Raw genomic sequence first — 14,221 nt, forward strand, 5'->3', positions numbered from 1 at the left:
TATAATAAAGTATATATATCTTAATGGATATAATTTTTTATTATAGTTATTTTTATAAGTTTAATGGTGAAAATTTTATTGGGAATAGAAGGGGTAATGATAGTGAAAAATTTTAAAAATACAATTTTATTTGTTTTGTGTTTAGTAATTCTTAGTGGTTGTTTTACAAGAGAGGGAACTATTGTTGGTGGTAAAGTTCATGGTTCTTCAGATAGTGTATCAGGTAGTATATCTGGAGATTATAGAAAATTTACTGGATCTGCAACTCAAGATAGGAAAGTTAAAAAAGGTGAGAATTGGATTTTTTCTTTTGATGATAAAACTAAACAAGGAACTATAATTGCTTATGTTGTGGATTCAAATGATAATACAATACTAGAGTTTAATAGTGGCGAAGGCGAAAAAAATATTAAAGTGCCTAAGGATGATACATATAAGGTTAAAATTAAAACGGAAGAACATGGTGGGGAATTTCGAATATCATGGAAAAAAATAGTTTTTGGATTGAAAAAGGCATCTAAAGATAGATGCTTTTTTTAGTCTTTAATTAAATAGTTTAGAATCTGTATTCTGGTGAAATATATAGTAATCATGTTTTTTAAGTAGAGAATCAGCTCCAATTTAATTCAAAGAATTATTAAGTAATGTTTTTAAATCTGATTGTATATCAAATTTTTCTTTATGTTGATCATATATGATTAGATATAGAAATTACCTAGTATATTATCTTTTTCTTCCTTATTGATACCAATATATTTCAGTGTAATTTATAGAGTGCTATAATTGAGTATTTCTTACAACATAGCGAAATCTTTTGTTTGTTTATAGAACCAATAGCCGAAGGTTTTGCACATGGTGTGAGTCCCAATAGATTCGATCCCAGCAAAATCTTTGGCTTTTTGAAATTTTTGATAAGCCTAGATTTTATTAATGGGTTGATCTTCTTTTCGAGAAGGGAATAATATTTCACAGAAGGTGTAAAATGGGATGTTGATTTAGATGGTGATGGTGAAGATAATAGTATTAAGGATAGGGTGAAAACGGGTTCGAAAAAAGCTTGGTTAACAGTAGCGGGGGTGGTTTAATTAACATGAAAAAAAATACAGATTTTAATAAAAAAGCTTTTGAATATTATATGGCTCTTTATGCTGTAAATGATATAAGATCGACTATAATTACTCTTGTGATTGGGATAGCAGATATATTTGTGCTTTTGCCTGCTTTTGCGAATCCTGTTCAACCGATATATATGTACATAATAGTTCCACCAGTTGCTTTTTTAAATGTATGGGCAATATGGATTGTTATAAATCCTAGGAAGCGGCAATTACAATACACTCTATTTCGTGGGGTATTTGGCATCGTATGTTCAGTAGGATTATTAGTTATAACCCAAAAGTTTGCATATGGAATGTTAGGATTACAAACTCCTATCTATTTTATTTTTTCGGTTGGTTTGTATATTTTTGCTTTGCATTATTATTATAAAAATCATATTAAAAAACTTCAGGAATCAATCAAAAAATCAAAATCATCGAAAAAAAACTCTAGTTTTGGAGTAGTGGCTTTTGTAGTATTGGGTCAACTCATTGCTAATATCAGTCTTGGTTTTGCAACACAAAAGATGGTAGCAATTGTATTAATGTGTGTATATTCCATGCTTTCGTTTATGTTGTTTCATTTCATTATGGAACTCCATAGGTATTATTATTTAAGGAAGCATATAGAAGATGGGGGTAGAACACATGAAACCATTTAAAGAGTCTGTATTGAATTTTAAGTATATAATCGTGGTTCTCCTATAGTCAGTAAAGAATGCGGAAAAGAAAAGGGAGAAGCAACATCATGAATATAGAATTACATTTAGATAAAGCAAGGATGGGGAATTATGCAATTTTCTAAAGAAAAGTTTTTACCAAATGGTTCTATTGTTCTCTTAAAAGGAGGGACAAAAAAGGTTGTAATTTACGGAAGAAAACAACTACTTATGGTTGAAGAACCTGTATAACTACATAGGCTGTTTTTATTCAGAAGGATTATAAAACTAATCCACTTAACGAAGGTAGAACAGCTCCTAAGATTGTTGACAAGGGTACTTTTGATAAATATGGATTTGAAGGTATTGCATACGAATTACCTGACCCCACTAGTCGGTTGTTGGTAGAATGTGGATGAAATGCTAAACTTATTAAGTAAGAGAGGAGAACGAGTTAAATGATTAAGCCTTTATACGCCGAAAATATTATAGTGGGTGTAAAATATAAAAATAAGCTCAATTGGTATATAAATGAATCGGATTTATGGTGTTTAGATTATAATCAAGCTGGTTATTCTCCTAGTGAATATCCAGAAGAAAGAAAAGGCATTAGTATTTTAAATGAGACTACAATAGCTAACTTTTTAGAAAGAATAGAAAAATATAAAAGATTTACAGAAGATATTAGGTTAGAATTTTTAAGAGAACTAAGAACTAATAGAGAAGAAGCCTATTATGATTATAATCCATGTTTCCTAATAGATTTTGAGCGTTTAATTTTTTATTCTAATTATCCGGAATCAATATCTTTTGAAGAATATATTCCGAATAACTGGAGAGGTTATTTACAGCGATTTGATGAACAAGTACCCTATGAATATAGATACTGGGAAGATAAGAATAAAAGCTATTTAGTTAGAGAGGATTAGGTCATTGAAGAAAATAAATTAATTATGATAAAAGAAACATTTAAGAATGAAGAAACTGGTGAACTGACGCCAGGAGTTACTATAATACTTGATGGGAATGTAAGGGGATTATTGGAAATAATTGCAGGGAAACAAGGTTATTCGGATTATGCAGAAGCTCTAAAAGAAGTAATCTTTGAAGGGATTCATCATTTTGTGAAAAGAAATAAATAATAAGCTGACATATACTCTTAAGGTAAAGGGCAATTCCGAAAGGGATATGCCCTTTTTATTTTGAAAATTTGAAATGTAACTAAGATATTACTTTTTTCTTATTTAGTGATACCAATATATTTAAGTGAAAATCTGTGGTGTGCTATGATTCAAGATTCCTTGCAACATTGCAATGTCTTTTGTTCATAGAACCAATAGCCAAAGGTTTTGCGCATGGTGTGAGTCCTAATAGATTCGATACCGGCAAAGTCTCCAGGGTTTTGAGATTTTTGATAAGTCTAGATCTTATTAATGGGTTGATCTTCTTTTCGAGAAGGGAATAATATTTCACAAAAGGTGTAAAATGGGATGTTGATTTAGATGATGATGGTGAAGATGAAAGTATTAAGGATATGGTGAAAACAGGTTCGAAAAAAGCTTGGTCAACAATAGCAGGGTGGTTTAATTAATATGAAAAAAAGTCTAGATTTTAATAAGAAAGCTTTTGCACATTATATGGCTCTTTATCCTGTAAATGAAATAAGAGTCCACGTAATTGGTCTTGTCCTTTTGGGGGCGGATGTGTTTGTTCTTTTGCCTGCTTTTGCGAATCCTTTTCGATTACTCTATGTATATATAGTAACTCCTCCAGTTATTTTTTTAAATTTGTGGGCGATATTGATTGCTATAAATCCTCGGAAACGACAGTTACAATACACTCTATTTCGAGGAGTATATGGCGCCATATGTTCAGTCGGATTATTGGTTATAACTCAAAAATATGCTTATGAAGTGTTACAATTACAAACTCCCATCTATTTTATTCTTTCATTTGGTTTGTATAGTTTTGCTTTGTATCATTTTTATAAAAATCATATTGAAAAACTTCAGGAACCAAGAAAAAAATCAAAATCATCGAAAGGAACTGGTGGTGTAAAAGTAGCAGCTATTGCAGCGGGATTGGGGCAGTTAATTGCTAATATAATTCTTAGCATTGCAACACAACAGATGGGGGCAATTGTATTTATGTCTGCATGCACAGTGTTTTCGTTTGCTTTGTTTTATATGATTATAGAACTCCATAAGTATTATTATTTACGTAAGCATATAGAAGATGGAGGGAAAATACGTATAGGATTTTAAAGAGGATTTGTTGCATTTCAAGTGTATAATTGCATTCTTCTTATGGAAGCCATTTACGAGGCTTATAGCAATAAAAGATGTATAAAATGATAAAATGATAACTGTTTATACAATGTATTAAAGAATGTGAGGTACTCAAAAATGAAAGTAACTACTCAGCTCATAGTTAAAAATGCAAGGCAATATGGAGGGAATTGTTAAGGAGCACTCCCCTAAGTTTCAGATGAAATTAAATAATTGAATATTTACATTTAAATAATCGACTATTTATGCTTTAATATTTATATGTACATAACTGGAATGATTAGGAAATTATATTTAATATATTTTAAGAAAGGGGAATGTTTTTTATATGGAAACTCCAGAAAATCAATTTAAACGTGCACTCAATCCTTGGTTCTCTATTTGGACAAAACCACGTGATACAATGAAAGAAATTTTTATATCCAAACCTAAGAATGTGTTTTTACTCATTTTATTAGGCTCATTCGTACAGACTTTAGATCGAGCATCTTCTAAAAATATGGCGGATTCAATAAGTAGTCCAGTTTCATTAATCTCAATGGTTATATTCGGCACCTTCGTTGCTTTCTTAATTTATTATTTTTTGCTACCAGCGTTATTTAATTGGGTGGCAAAAAAACTTGGTGGACAAGGTACCTTTGAGAAAACACGTTACTCAGTTGCCTATTCTTATATCCCTTACGTTTACTCTCTTATATTAGTTTGGGTGCCTTCATTTTTCTTGTTTGGGATAGAAAACTTTACGAGTGAGACACCGAAAATGGAGAGTAGCATAACTTTAACGATTTTGTTTCTTATTTTTGCCATAATTGATATAGTTATTGGAATTTGGACAATCATTATTTCCTTAAAATGTTTAGGAGAAGCACACCAATTTTCAGCATGGAAAGCATTATTAACAATAATAATATCCTTTATGATTATCATTCTTCCTTTGGTAATAATAGTATTTCTTATAGTAGGGGTTACAACTTTTTAATCATTTATTTGCCTCTTATTTATCCAAATGTTTTCTAAGCGCTGTTAGTAATTGTTACAGGGTGAACAACCACATGATTCGGATGTTCCACTTGGCGAAGCGTATGACCTTTATGATCAAATTGATCGCCCGTTACGGCCTGTTTTTCTTATTATCAGTGTTAACAGGAATTTGTGAAGGCAAACTTGAAAATCAAAATATTAAACCATTAAAATCTTAGGGTAGCTGAGTAGATTGTCCTTGTTTGTCCCTTATTTTCCAATTGGAGGCTAATTATTACCAATTGGTTCTGTAGCTCTTATAGAAGAAATTAATCAACCTCTTATGATTTATGGAAGAAAGCAACAACAAGCTGATAATAAATTATGCGATTATGTTTCTTGTCCATATCCTCATGGTAATTTATCAAAAGAATATAATGTGTTTTTTAATCATAATCAAATAATTCATTTATTATTTAAGGGTTTCGAAACAGAGGATGAATTAGAATTAAGAAGTAAATTATCTGAGTTTTAGTGAAAATGGAGAAAATATAATATGGTTTTAGGAATTTCATATTCTGATATTTTTCGTATCATAATTATTGTTTTGGTTTTTTTCATTTTTTGGAGATTGAATACTTGGTATAATAAAAAATATAATGTTCCTAAGGTTTTTCAATGGTTTCCTAGAAGATGGGGAAAAAGAAAAGTTTCAGAGCATTTGTCTCAACTAGATAAAAAGTTAGAAGCTGAAGGTAAAGGTATCTGGGTTACAATCTATGCTATTGATTTGTACATTGTAACTATTCCTTGTACAGTAAAAAAATATAAATCTTAATACATATATGTTTATAAAAAAGACCTTTTATTTTAAAATAAAAGGTCTTTTTTATGATGATTGAAATAGTAATTTTAAGTGAATTAAATTTGAAATGTATCAAGAATATTATCTTTTTCTTCTTTATTAATTCCAATATATTTCAGGGGGATGTGTGGTGTGCTATGGTTAAGAATTTCTTGTAACATAGCAACATCTTTTATTTGTTTATAGAACCAATAGCCGAAGGTTTTTCGCATGGTGTGAGTACCAATGGATTCTACATTGGCAAAATCTCCGGCTTTTTGCAATTGTCGATAATACGTGTTTTTTCGTCATACAAAAACCCCTACATATAAGTAGAGGTTTTTAAATTATATCTTAATGAATTATGCCTTCTTAGATAAAGTAAATCGAGTTCAGATAAACGAAGATTATAGAATACATAATTTTAACTAGACTTATTATTAACTAATGTATCCCCACCACCAAGCTCTGCCTCAATCTGCGAAGTCTTCGATGACTCATCCATACGCCAATACGTAATAAAGCTGATCGCGATACATCCAGCTACGTAGAAGTAGAATAGTGATTCCATTCCGATACTCTTTAGCCATAATGCGATGAACTCAGCTGTTCCGCCAAATATCGCAACTGTTAGTGCATATGGTAAACCTACGCCAAGTGCGCGAATTTCAGTTGGGAAGAGTTCTGCTTTTACAATTGCGTTAATCGAAGTGTAACCAGTAACGATAATGAGACCGACCATCATGAGTAAAAATGCTACGATTGGTTCTGTCGTTTTTTCCATAAAGAAGAAGATCGGTGCTGTTAGTAATGTTCCAAGAATACCGAATGCCATTAATAATGGGCGGCGTCCGATTTTATCGGATAGTAGTCCTGCAATTGGTTGAAGTACGACGAAAATAAGTAGTGCGACAAAGTTAATCCAGCTTACAACTTCTTTCGGAAGACCGACTGTGTTTACCATGAATTTTTGTAAATATGTTGTGTACGTATAGAATGCGACAGTGCCTCCTAATGTTAGGCCGACTACTGTTAATACTGCTTTCGGGTGTTTCATAAGTGCGCGAACGGTTCCTGCGCTTTCGCGTTTTTGTGATTTTATGTTTGAGAATTGCTCTGATTCATCCATCGTGCGGCGAAGCCATAATACAGCTACTGCACCCATCGCTCCAATAATGAATGGAATGCGCCAGCCCCAAGCTTTCATATCTGGTTCGCTTAATAATTGCTGAAGAACAATTTGAACGCCTAACGCAACCATTTGCCCGGCGACGAGCGTGACATATTGGAAGCTTGAGTAAAAACCGCGGCGACCACTACTAGCCATTTCAGATAAATATGTTGCGGAAGTTCCGTACTCTCCGCCGAGTGATAATCCTTGCAGTAAACGGGCAAGAACTAAAATAATTGGGGCCATAATCCCAATGCTTTCGTAACTAGGTGTACAGGCGATAATTAAAGAACCACCGGCCATAACCGTAATCGAAAGCGTTAATGCTGCCCGGCGTCCGTGTCGATCTGCATAGCGTCCCATTAATAAACTTCCGATAGGGCGCATTAAAAACCCAACTGCGAAAATAGCTGCCGTGTTCAGTAACTGACTCGTTGGATCTCCTTTAGGAAAGAACTCTGCTGAGAAGTAAACAGCGAAAGCAGAGTAAACGTACCAGTCATACCATTCAATTAAATTACCGACAGAACCTTTAAAAATATTGCCGGCGACTCGATTAGATTTTGCTTGAGCCATAATAATTCCTCCTCTTGCTTAGAAATAAAAGTTAAATATGAAAGCGTGTTCATTGTAGTTGAATTGTACTGTCTATAGAATGAAATCTCAATATTATGACAATTTTATTCTTTTTGTACTTTATGTACATGGAGAGTTTTAATAGTTGCTTCATTATTCGTTTTGTCATAATAATAGAAAAAGGAGATTGATAGTTTTGAATATTTTATCAAAGGATATGAAGTATGAAGAAATCACGCAAAGTGTCATTACAAACGAAAATAGTAAGCTTAATTATCGCGTTAATTTTATTTGTCGTTCTCCTATTAGCGGGAATATTTGTTTACATTCAGTCCGTTGATACGAAGCGCCAAGTGGAGCAGCTAGCACTGCAAACAGCGAAGTCGCTTTCTTTTATGCCAGCTATAAAAGAAGCTTTTCAAAATAACGAGCATAAAAGTACGATCCAATCCATTGCGGAACAAGTTCGTGAGCAAGCTGGCGCAGATTATGTCATTATAGAAGATCGCTTTGGGGTGATGTATTCCCATTCTAATTCGGAGTTAATTGGCACAAAGAGTAACAATCCATATAACTATGAGGCACTCACTTTTGGTGGCTATTATACGCTCGAAGGAAATGGTGAAAGTGGTCCTGCTTTAATGGCGAAGGCGCCCATTATTGTTCATAACGGAGACTACGATCAAGTCGTAGGCGTTGTGACAGTAGAGTTTTTAATAAAAGGTATCGAATCTAACATACTGAGCAGAACGAAAGAAATTATACTCTTTTCTTTAGCGGTATTAGTAGCCGGCATTGTTGGTGGCATCCTTTTAGCACGTAGCATTCGGAAAGATACACTCGGTTTAGAGCCGAATGAAATCGCAGCGCTATACCGGGAACGAAGTGCGATACTACTATCTATAAAAGAAGGAATTATCGCCATTGATCAAAACGGTTTTATTACGATGATGAATACGTCGGCAGAAGAGATGCTTCATGTAAATGGTGATTATATGCAGCAGCACATTTCAAAAGTTTTACCAGAATTTAATATGGAAAGAGTGCTAGAAAACGATCAAGAAATCGCGTTTCAAGATAAAGTGTTTATTTTAAACATGACGCCGATACTCGAAAACAATAGTACGGTAGGCGTTGTATGTAGCTTTAGAGATAAAACGGAGCTGCAAAATTTAGTGAATACAATATCGGAGGTAAGAAAGTATTCAGAGGACTTACGTGCTCAAACGCATGAATTTACAAATAAACTTTTCGTCTTATCAGGATTACTTCAGTTAGGGCACTACAGAGAAGCGATTGAATTTATCCAGCAAGAATCTAATATTCATCAAAGTCAAAACCATATTTTATTTCATCAAATTCATGATGCGAAAGTACAAGCTATTTTATTAGGGAAAATCGGAACAGCATCTGAGAAGAAAATTGATTTTCATATTGAAGGAGATAGTGCGCTTCATCCGTTACCAGACCATATAAAAGTTTCGCACCTTATTACGATTCTTGGAAACATAATCGACAATGCGTTTGATGCGGTGAGTGGGCAAGAGGAGAAGAATGTTTCCTTCTTTGTTACGGATATTGGACATGACATTGTGTTTGAAGTGATAGATAGCGGTGCAGGGATACCAGCTGAAAAAATCAAGACTATTTTTCAAAAAGGGTTTTCAACGAAAGGAAATGATCGTGGTTACGGACTAGCGAATGTGAAAGAAATGGTAGACCTACTAGAGGGAACAATTGAAATTCAAAACGAGAAAAATGGGGGAGCGATTTTTACAATTTACCTTCCGAAAACATTGAGAGAAAGTACATGACAAACAGGGGGATGGGCATATGTTGAAGGTTGCAATTGCAGAAGATGATTTCCGCGTCGCGCAAATTCAGGAAGAGTTTTTATTAAAAATAAAGGACGTAAAAGTAATTGGAAAAGCATTGAACGCGAAAGAAACGATGGAACTACTACAAAGAGAAGAAATCGATTTACTTCTATTAGATAATTATTTACCAGACGGAATTGGTACAGACTTATTACCGAAAATTCATGCCGACTTTCCAAACGTTGACGTCATTATGGTTACAGCGGCAAATGAAAACCATATGTTAGAAAAAGCAATTCGAAATGGCGTAAGCAATTACCTTATAAAACCGGTCACGTTAGAAAAATTCGTTCGCACAATTGAAGACTATAAAAGAAAGAAGCAATTATTACATAGTAACAATGAAGTGAATCAAGCACTCATCGATAACTTCTTCGGCATTTCGCAAACACAAGACATAAAAAACTTACCGACAGGTGTTGATCCGTTAACACTGCAAAAAGTGAAAGGGATTATAAAAGGATTCGAAGAGGGCATTACAATAGAAGAAATGGGAGAACAAATGGGGGCCTCCAGAACAACCGCAAGAAGATACTTAGAATACTTAGTAGCGACAAACGAATGCACAGTAGAGTACACATACGGCATTATCGGACGACCAGAAAGAAAATATCGCATAGGACGAGGAATATGAAAAAACGATTATTACTATGTATATGGATTATGACAGGAGTAATAGCTGGTTGTTCTGTAGAAAAAACGCACACGAATAAAGTGAACATAGAAGAAGTGGAGATTGTTGCACCAAACGTTCAAGGAGCAGGATGGGACTTAACAGCACGAGCGATGCAAAAAACGCTCACAGAAGAAAAAATCTTCACAAAACCCATCACAGTCACAAACAAAGTAGGTGGTAGCGGTGATGTCGGATGGAAATATACGAAACAAAAAGGCGGTCACGTACTGGCGATTAACTCAAGCTTACTCATAACGAACAACCTACTAGGCCACAGTAAACTAACATATAAAGACTTCACCCCGCTCGCAACACTCGCGTCAGATTGGGAAGTCGTTGTCGTCTCAAAAGACTCAAACATAGAAAACGCAAACGAACTAATGAAACAACTAAAACAAAACAAGAAAAACTTCAAACTAGGCGTTGCCCCAGGCCTAGGAAACGACGATCACCTATCATTCGTACAAGTAAGCAAAGCATTCGGCATAAACCCTGCCGAACTACAATTCTTCGTCTACGAAAACAAAGAAAAAATCATAAACGCCCTAACGAACAAACAAATAGGCGCCGCAACCATGACCCTATCCGAAGCCGAAAAACAATACAAAGCCGGCAAAATAAAAATACTAGCCGTATCCGCACCAAAACGCCTAGACCGACTACCAGAAATCCCAACATGGAAAGAACAAGGAATCGACGTCATCTTCCAACACTGGAAAGGGATCATGGGCCCGAAAGATATGACGGAGGAAGAGGTTGCTTATTGGGATGGTGTGATTAAGAAGATGGTTGAGAGTGATAGTTGGAAGGGGATTTTGAGGGAGCGGGGTTGGAATTCTTATTATAAGGATAGTGGGGAGAGTAGGGGGTTTTTGGAGGAGAGTAGTCAGGAGTATGGAGAGTTAGTGGGGGATAGTAAGAATTAGTACATCTTACGGTATGGCGTATGATTTTTCTTTAAATGAAAAATCCCTTTTAAACTAACATATCAGTTTAAAAGGGATTTGTTTATATTTTTGTTTTAAATACTTCGGATTCTAAATACTGATAATTATTGGTTAAAATTATCATCAATAATAGTAGCTATATAGGAATTGTTCAGCCAATAGCACTGCTTCGTGATTTTTTGTCCATCAGGTAGTAGGATCTTATCTTTTCCATCTTGTCCTTTGGGTCGTATGTGGGCAACGCCATTAAATTTAGTTTTTGGTAGATTATTTGTTTCGATTTCATTATTACCACGTTTTTTATATTGGATTTGAATTCCTTCTCGTATTATTTTGTTAACTTCTTCCCATAAATGTTTAATTTCAATTTCGATTGTATGAACAGGCATATTCCAAAGTTTAATGCCTTTCAAATAAAGTTTACGGTTTGGATTTTCTTTTATTGTTTGCCTAAATTCAAATATAACAAATAAAAACTTTGTCTCATAAAAACGTTCGCGTAAATAGCTTTCTTCCCAAGTTTCATTCAACCATTGATTAAAATTAATTGTTTCAAATGACATACTTTCTTTAGGTATCCCATTTGGTTCTAAACGAATTGTTTTAAATTGTATATTTGCTTTAGCAAATTCTTCGATATCATCAAGACGGGTTCCTTTAATCCCTAATAAGGAACTTACTAAGTTTGGAACAAAACTTTTATTTCTAGGCTTGTAGTCTACTGATAAATTCTGAGCAATCTCTTCATCAGTTAATCCTATGTATAATTCGAATTTAGAGTGAATAATTTCTTCTAAAGATTGTTTTTTTAGTTCATCAGCTGTTACAAAACTTACTAGTTCTTTATTTTGAATATATCTGCGAACTAGTGCCGTCATATAAGACGGCTTTAATGAAAAAGCTCTTTGCATTGCTGGAATTTCAGAACGTGGTTGTGAGCGGAGTGAATTTTTATTGGAACCTTTTGTACAAGCTCCTAAATAGTTTGTATCACCTTCGGATAATTCATGTGCTTTGCCGGCACGAATTTTATTTACGATGGTTTCCCAGTCTTGTCTAATTATTTCTAAATCAGCTTCGGGATAGGTGAATAAAAGGCTTTTTGTAATGTGAAAATCTTTACGGTCTACACCAGGTACCCATTCATAGAACATTAATAGTAGTTTTTCGTTTTTCTTCCAAAAGCTTGAGGTTTCAAATTGTGTATGAACTTCTTCCATATAGTTGATAATATTTAAGACTAGTCGTTCTTTGGCTGATAATGAACCGTTTTTATTTTGTTTAAATGCAGTTACTTTAAGTTCAATACCAAGGTGTTTAAAGTCAGCTTCTGCGTTTGAATTGACTTCATATCCAAAAAAGCTTTCCTCGATTACTTGTCCTAGTCCACCTTTTGATTTAGCATTTGCAAGTCGATTAGTGGAATCAATTTCACCAAATGTTTTTCCTTCAGCCTCATGTGCTTTTTTCATTAGTTCTTCTATTGTAGTGTAGTCCATAATAATCTCCTTTCTGTATCCGGTGCTGCGTTGTATGATTTTAAACATTACATATTAAAGTTATGCTATAATTAAAAGCTGTTTCAATTTTATATAAGTAAAAATTTATAAGAAGGAAAAGACGATTTGTTTTATTAGATAAGGGCTATATTGGATCTGTTCAAGGGAAGTTTATTCCTTTATACTATTGATATAGTAGCGAACTGTTTTCTTAATTGTTACAAGCCAAAATAAGAAATTATAAAAAAGTATGGTTCTTGAAATGTTATAGTTGATCTTTTCCTCACTTTTTATTATAATGAAGCATAGATAAATAAAATACCGAAAGGATGTTCGTGTATTTATGGTGAAAGTAGTAGAACTTTTCGCGGGAGTAGGAGGTTTTAGATTAGGACTAGAAGCAAACGAAAACTTTGAAGTTCTTTGGGGAAACCAGTGGGAGCCCTCAACTAAAGCACAACATGCATTTAATTGTTATGCAACTCGCTTTAAAAATAAAGGAATACATGTAAATAAAGATATAGCAGAAGCTTGGCCGGAAATACCTGAGCATGATTTATTAGTAGGTGGATTCCCTTGTCAAGACTATTCTGTAGCACGTACTTTATCAAATGAAAAAGGAATACAAGGAAAAAAAGGTGTTCTTTTTTGGGAGATAATGAACATAGTTAATTCTCGCAAGCCAAGATTTGTTTTGTTAGAGAATGTAGATAGATTGTTGAAATCACCAGCAAAACAAAGAGGTCGTGATTTTTCTATTATGCTGGCGAGCTTTAGAGACGCAGGATATGTAGTGGAATGGAGAGTTATTAACGCTGCGGATTATGGAAATTCTCAAAGAAGACGAAGAGTATTTATTTTTGCGTATTTAAAAGAATCTCATTTCACGTCTGTTCAAAGTAAAATGAAGCCTTTAGAGATATTGTGTGGAAATGGATTCTTCGCTCCAATTTTTAATGTGCATGAAGCACCTGAAGAAAACAAAAAAAGAGGGCAATTTGAGTTGCCAGTCGATATTATTGAGGTTTCTGATACATTTAAAGCTGAATACTATAATTCTGGCGTAATGATGGATGGACAAGTATATACGGAAGAATTAGTTCCAGTAACTGAAAATGCAGAGACTTTAGGTGAAGTTGTTCAAAAGGTATATGATAAATTTGGCCCTGCAGATGAATCGTATTATTTGAAAATGGATAAGGTTAACAAAAAGGGAAGAACGGAATTTGAGGAACTGAAGTATCTTAAAGGTCCTAAAAAAGAAGAAAGAGTATCAAAGGCGACGGGTCATAAATATTTCTACTCTGAGGGAGGAATGGCTTTCCCTGATGATTTAGAAAAGCCTGGACGTACAATGTTAACAAGTGAAGGGACATGTAATAGAAGTTCACATGTAATAGAAGATCCTTATACAAAAAGACTAAGATATTTAACACCAGTTGAATGTGAATTGTTAAATGGTTTCCCGATGGACTGGACAAATACTGGTATGCCACAAAGAAATAGGTACTTTTGTATGGGAAATGCTTTAGTGGTTGATTTGGTGGAGCGAATGGGAAAAAGGATTTTGGAGATTAATACAGAGGAAAAGCTGAAGAATTTTGTCCAACTGAGCCTGGGTCTTTAA

At 34.0% G+C, this 14,221-nt stretch carries 14 protein-coding genes and 4 pseudogenes; 13 read left to right on the top strand and 5 right to left on the bottom strand.

Going from position 1 to position 14,221, the window contains the following annotated elements; all coding sequences use genetic code 11:
- Positions 1–63 precede the first annotated feature (63 nt).
- Positions 64–540, top strand: coding sequence for a hypothetical protein (locus MKY21_RS04770; RefSeq protein ID WP_187299589.1), 477 nt, complete (start codon positions 64–66; stop codon positions 538–540).
- Positions 541–698: 158 nt separating this feature from the next.
- On the opposite strand, the pseudogene MKY21_RS04775 reads toward MKY21_RS04770, so the two are convergent.
- Positions 699–962: pseudogene (locus tag MKY21_RS04775) on the bottom strand (tyrosine-type recombinase/integrase); the annotation flags it as partial.
- Between the two features lie 128 nt (positions 963–1,090).
- Between MKY21_RS04775 and MKY21_RS04780 the strand changes: the two are divergent.
- From MKY21_RS04780 to MKY21_RS04795, 4 genes and pseudogenes are all read left to right on the top strand, one after another.
- Entirely contained in the window at positions 1,091–1,759 is a 669-nt protein-coding gene (locus MKY21_RS04780) for a hypothetical protein (protein ID WP_118043374.1), read from the top strand.
- A 129-nt stretch (positions 1,760–1,888) separates the two neighbouring features.
- Positions 1,889–2,036 (top strand): annotated as a pseudogene (locus MKY21_RS04785) (DUF4176 domain-containing protein); the annotation flags it as partial.
- A 178-nt stretch (positions 2,037–2,214) separates the two neighbouring features.
- Positions 2,215–2,685, top strand: coding sequence for a hypothetical protein (locus MKY21_RS04790; protein ID WP_000595042.1), 471 nt, complete (start codon positions 2,215–2,217; stop codon positions 2,683–2,685).
- A gap of 3 nt (positions 2,686–2,688) precedes the next feature.
- Positions 2,689–2,898 (top strand): hypothetical protein, encoded by a 210-nt coding sequence (locus MKY21_RS04795; protein ID WP_043308071.1) that lies wholly within the window; start codon positions 2,689–2,691, stop codon positions 2,896–2,898.
- Positions 2,899–2,996: 98 nt separating this feature from the next.
- Here MKY21_RS04795 and MKY21_RS04800 read toward each other — a convergent pair.
- Positions 2,997–3,221: pseudogene (locus MKY21_RS04800) on the bottom strand (tyrosine-type recombinase/integrase); the annotation flags it as partial.
- A gap of 127 nt (positions 3,222–3,348) precedes the next feature.
- On the opposite strand from MKY21_RS04800, the gene MKY21_RS04805 reads away from it, so the two are divergent.
- The 4 genes from MKY21_RS04805 to MKY21_RS04820 all read left to right on the top strand — a co-directional run bounded on the left by MKY21_RS04805 (position 3,349) and on the right by MKY21_RS04820 (position 5,842).
- The gene (locus tag MKY21_RS04805) at positions 3,349–4,020 is read left to right on the top strand and encodes a hypothetical protein (RefSeq protein WP_341075581.1); all 672 of its coding nucleotides are present in this window, start codon (positions 3,349–3,351) and stop codon (positions 4,018–4,020) included.
- Positions 4,021–4,372: 352 nt separating this feature from the next.
- Entirely contained in the window at positions 4,373–5,023 is a 651-nt protein-coding gene (locus MKY21_RS04810) for a Yip1 family protein (RefSeq protein ID WP_000449722.1), read from the top strand.
- Between the two features lie 324 nt (positions 5,024–5,347).
- Positions 5,348–5,539 carry a DUF4176 domain-containing protein gene (locus MKY21_RS04815; RefSeq protein ID WP_000639126.1) on the top strand — a complete coding sequence of 64 codons (192 nt, stop codon included), beginning with the start codon at positions 5,348–5,350 and terminating at the stop codon, positions 5,537–5,539.
- 21 nt (positions 5,540–5,560) lie between these two features.
- Positions 5,561–5,842: a hypothetical protein gene (locus MKY21_RS04820; RefSeq protein ID WP_000242739.1), complete on the top strand. Its 282-nt coding sequence runs from the start codon at positions 5,561–5,563 to the stop codon at positions 5,840–5,842.
- 83 nt (positions 5,843–5,925) lie between these two features.
- Here the strand turns inward: MKY21_RS04820 and MKY21_RS04825 are convergent.
- Positions 5,926–6,141: pseudogene (locus MKY21_RS04825) on the bottom strand (tyrosine-type recombinase/integrase); the annotation flags it as partial.
- A 131-nt stretch (positions 6,142–6,272) separates the two neighbouring features.
- The gene (locus tag MKY21_RS04830) at positions 6,273–7,595 is read right to left on the bottom strand and encodes an MFS transporter (RefSeq protein WP_001984230.1); all 1,323 of its coding nucleotides are present in this window, start codon (positions 7,593–7,595) and stop codon (positions 6,273–6,275) included.
- 224 nt (positions 7,596–7,819) lie between these two features.
- Between MKY21_RS04830 and MKY21_RS04835 the strand changes: the two genes are divergently transcribed.
- Genes MKY21_RS04835 through MKY21_RS04845 form a run of 3 tightly spaced genes read left to right on the top strand, consistent with a single transcriptional unit; the run spans position 7,820 to position 11,074 of the window.
- Entirely contained in the window at positions 7,820–9,409 is a 1,590-nt protein-coding gene (locus tag MKY21_RS04835; RefSeq protein WP_341075586.1) for a sensor histidine kinase, read from the top strand.
- 19 nt (positions 9,410–9,428) lie between these two features.
- Positions 9,429–10,106, top strand: coding sequence for a response regulator (locus tag MKY21_RS04840; protein WP_341075588.1), 678 nt, complete (start codon positions 9,429–9,431; stop codon positions 10,104–10,106).
- The gene (locus MKY21_RS04845) at positions 10,103–11,074 is read left to right on the top strand and encodes a tripartite tricarboxylate transporter substrate binding protein (RefSeq protein WP_341075590.1); all 972 of its coding nucleotides are present in this window, start codon (positions 10,103–10,105) and stop codon (positions 11,072–11,074) included. Before MKY21_RS04840 ends, MKY21_RS04845 begins: the two co-directional genes overlap by 4 nt.
- Positions 11,075–11,199: 125 nt before the next feature.
- Here the strand turns inward: MKY21_RS04845 and MKY21_RS04850 are convergent, their stop codons facing one another.
- Positions 11,200–12,594, bottom strand: a complete 1,395-nt coding sequence (locus MKY21_RS04850) for a Sau3AI family type II restriction endonuclease (protein WP_149185845.1) — start codon at positions 12,592–12,594, stop codon at positions 11,200–11,202.
- A 343-nt stretch (positions 12,595–12,937) separates the two neighbouring features.
- Between MKY21_RS04850 and dcm the strand changes: the two genes are divergently transcribed.
- Positions 12,938–14,221 carry a DNA (cytosine-5-)-methyltransferase gene (gene dcm / locus MKY21_RS04855; protein ID WP_098537922.1) on the top strand — a complete coding sequence of 428 codons (1,284 nt, stop codon included), beginning with the start codon at positions 12,938–12,940 and terminating at the stop codon, positions 14,219–14,221.

This window comes from Bacillus sp. FSL R9-9497, from assembly GCF_038005805.1.
In the GTDB taxonomy this organism is placed as follows: domain Bacteria; phylum Bacillota; class Bacilli; order Bacillales; family Bacillaceae_G; genus Bacillus_A; species Bacillus_A cereus.

Coding starts and splice junctions, on each gene's coding strand:
- MKY21_RS04770 (WP_187299589.1), top strand. CDS start 64: ATGGTGAAAATTTTATTGGGAATAGAAGGGGTAATGATAGTGAAAAAT.
- MKY21_RS04780 (WP_118043374.1), top strand. CDS start 1,091: ATGAAAAAAAATACAGATTTTAATAAAAAAGCTTTTGAATATTATATG.
- MKY21_RS04790 (WP_000595042.1), top strand. CDS start 2,215: ATGATTAAGCCTTTATACGCCGAAAATATTATAGTGGGTGTAAAATAT.
- MKY21_RS04805 (WP_341075581.1), top strand. CDS start 3,349: ATGAAAAAAAGTCTAGATTTTAATAAGAAAGCTTTTGCACATTATATG.
- MKY21_RS04810 (WP_000449722.1), top strand. CDS start 4,373: ATGGAAACTCCAGAAAATCAATTTAAACGTGCACTCAATCCTTGGTTC.
- MKY21_RS04815 (WP_000639126.1), top strand. CDS start 5,348: ATGATTTATGGAAGAAAGCAACAACAAGCTGATAATAAATTATGCGAT.
- MKY21_RS04820 (WP_000242739.1), top strand. CDS start 5,561: ATGGTTTTAGGAATTTCATATTCTGATATTTTTCGTATCATAATTATT.
- MKY21_RS04830 (WP_001984230.1), bottom strand. CDS start 7,595: ATGGCTCAAGCAAAATCTAATCGAGTCGCCGGCAATATTTTTAAAGGT.
- MKY21_RS04835 (WP_341075586.1), top strand. CDS start 7,820: ATGAAGAAATCACGCAAAGTGTCATTACAAACGAAAATAGTAAGCTTA.
- MKY21_RS04840 (WP_341075588.1), top strand. CDS start 9,429: ATGTTGAAGGTTGCAATTGCAGAAGATGATTTCCGCGTCGCGCAAATT.
- MKY21_RS04845 (WP_341075590.1), top strand. CDS start 10,103: ATGAAAAAACGATTATTACTATGTATATGGATTATGACAGGAGTAATA.
- MKY21_RS04850 (WP_149185845.1), bottom strand. CDS start 12,594: ATGGACTACACTACAATAGAAGAACTAATGAAAAAAGCACATGAGGCT.
- dcm (WP_098537922.1), top strand. CDS start 12,938: ATGGTGAAAGTAGTAGAACTTTTCGCGGGAGTAGGAGGTTTTAGATTA.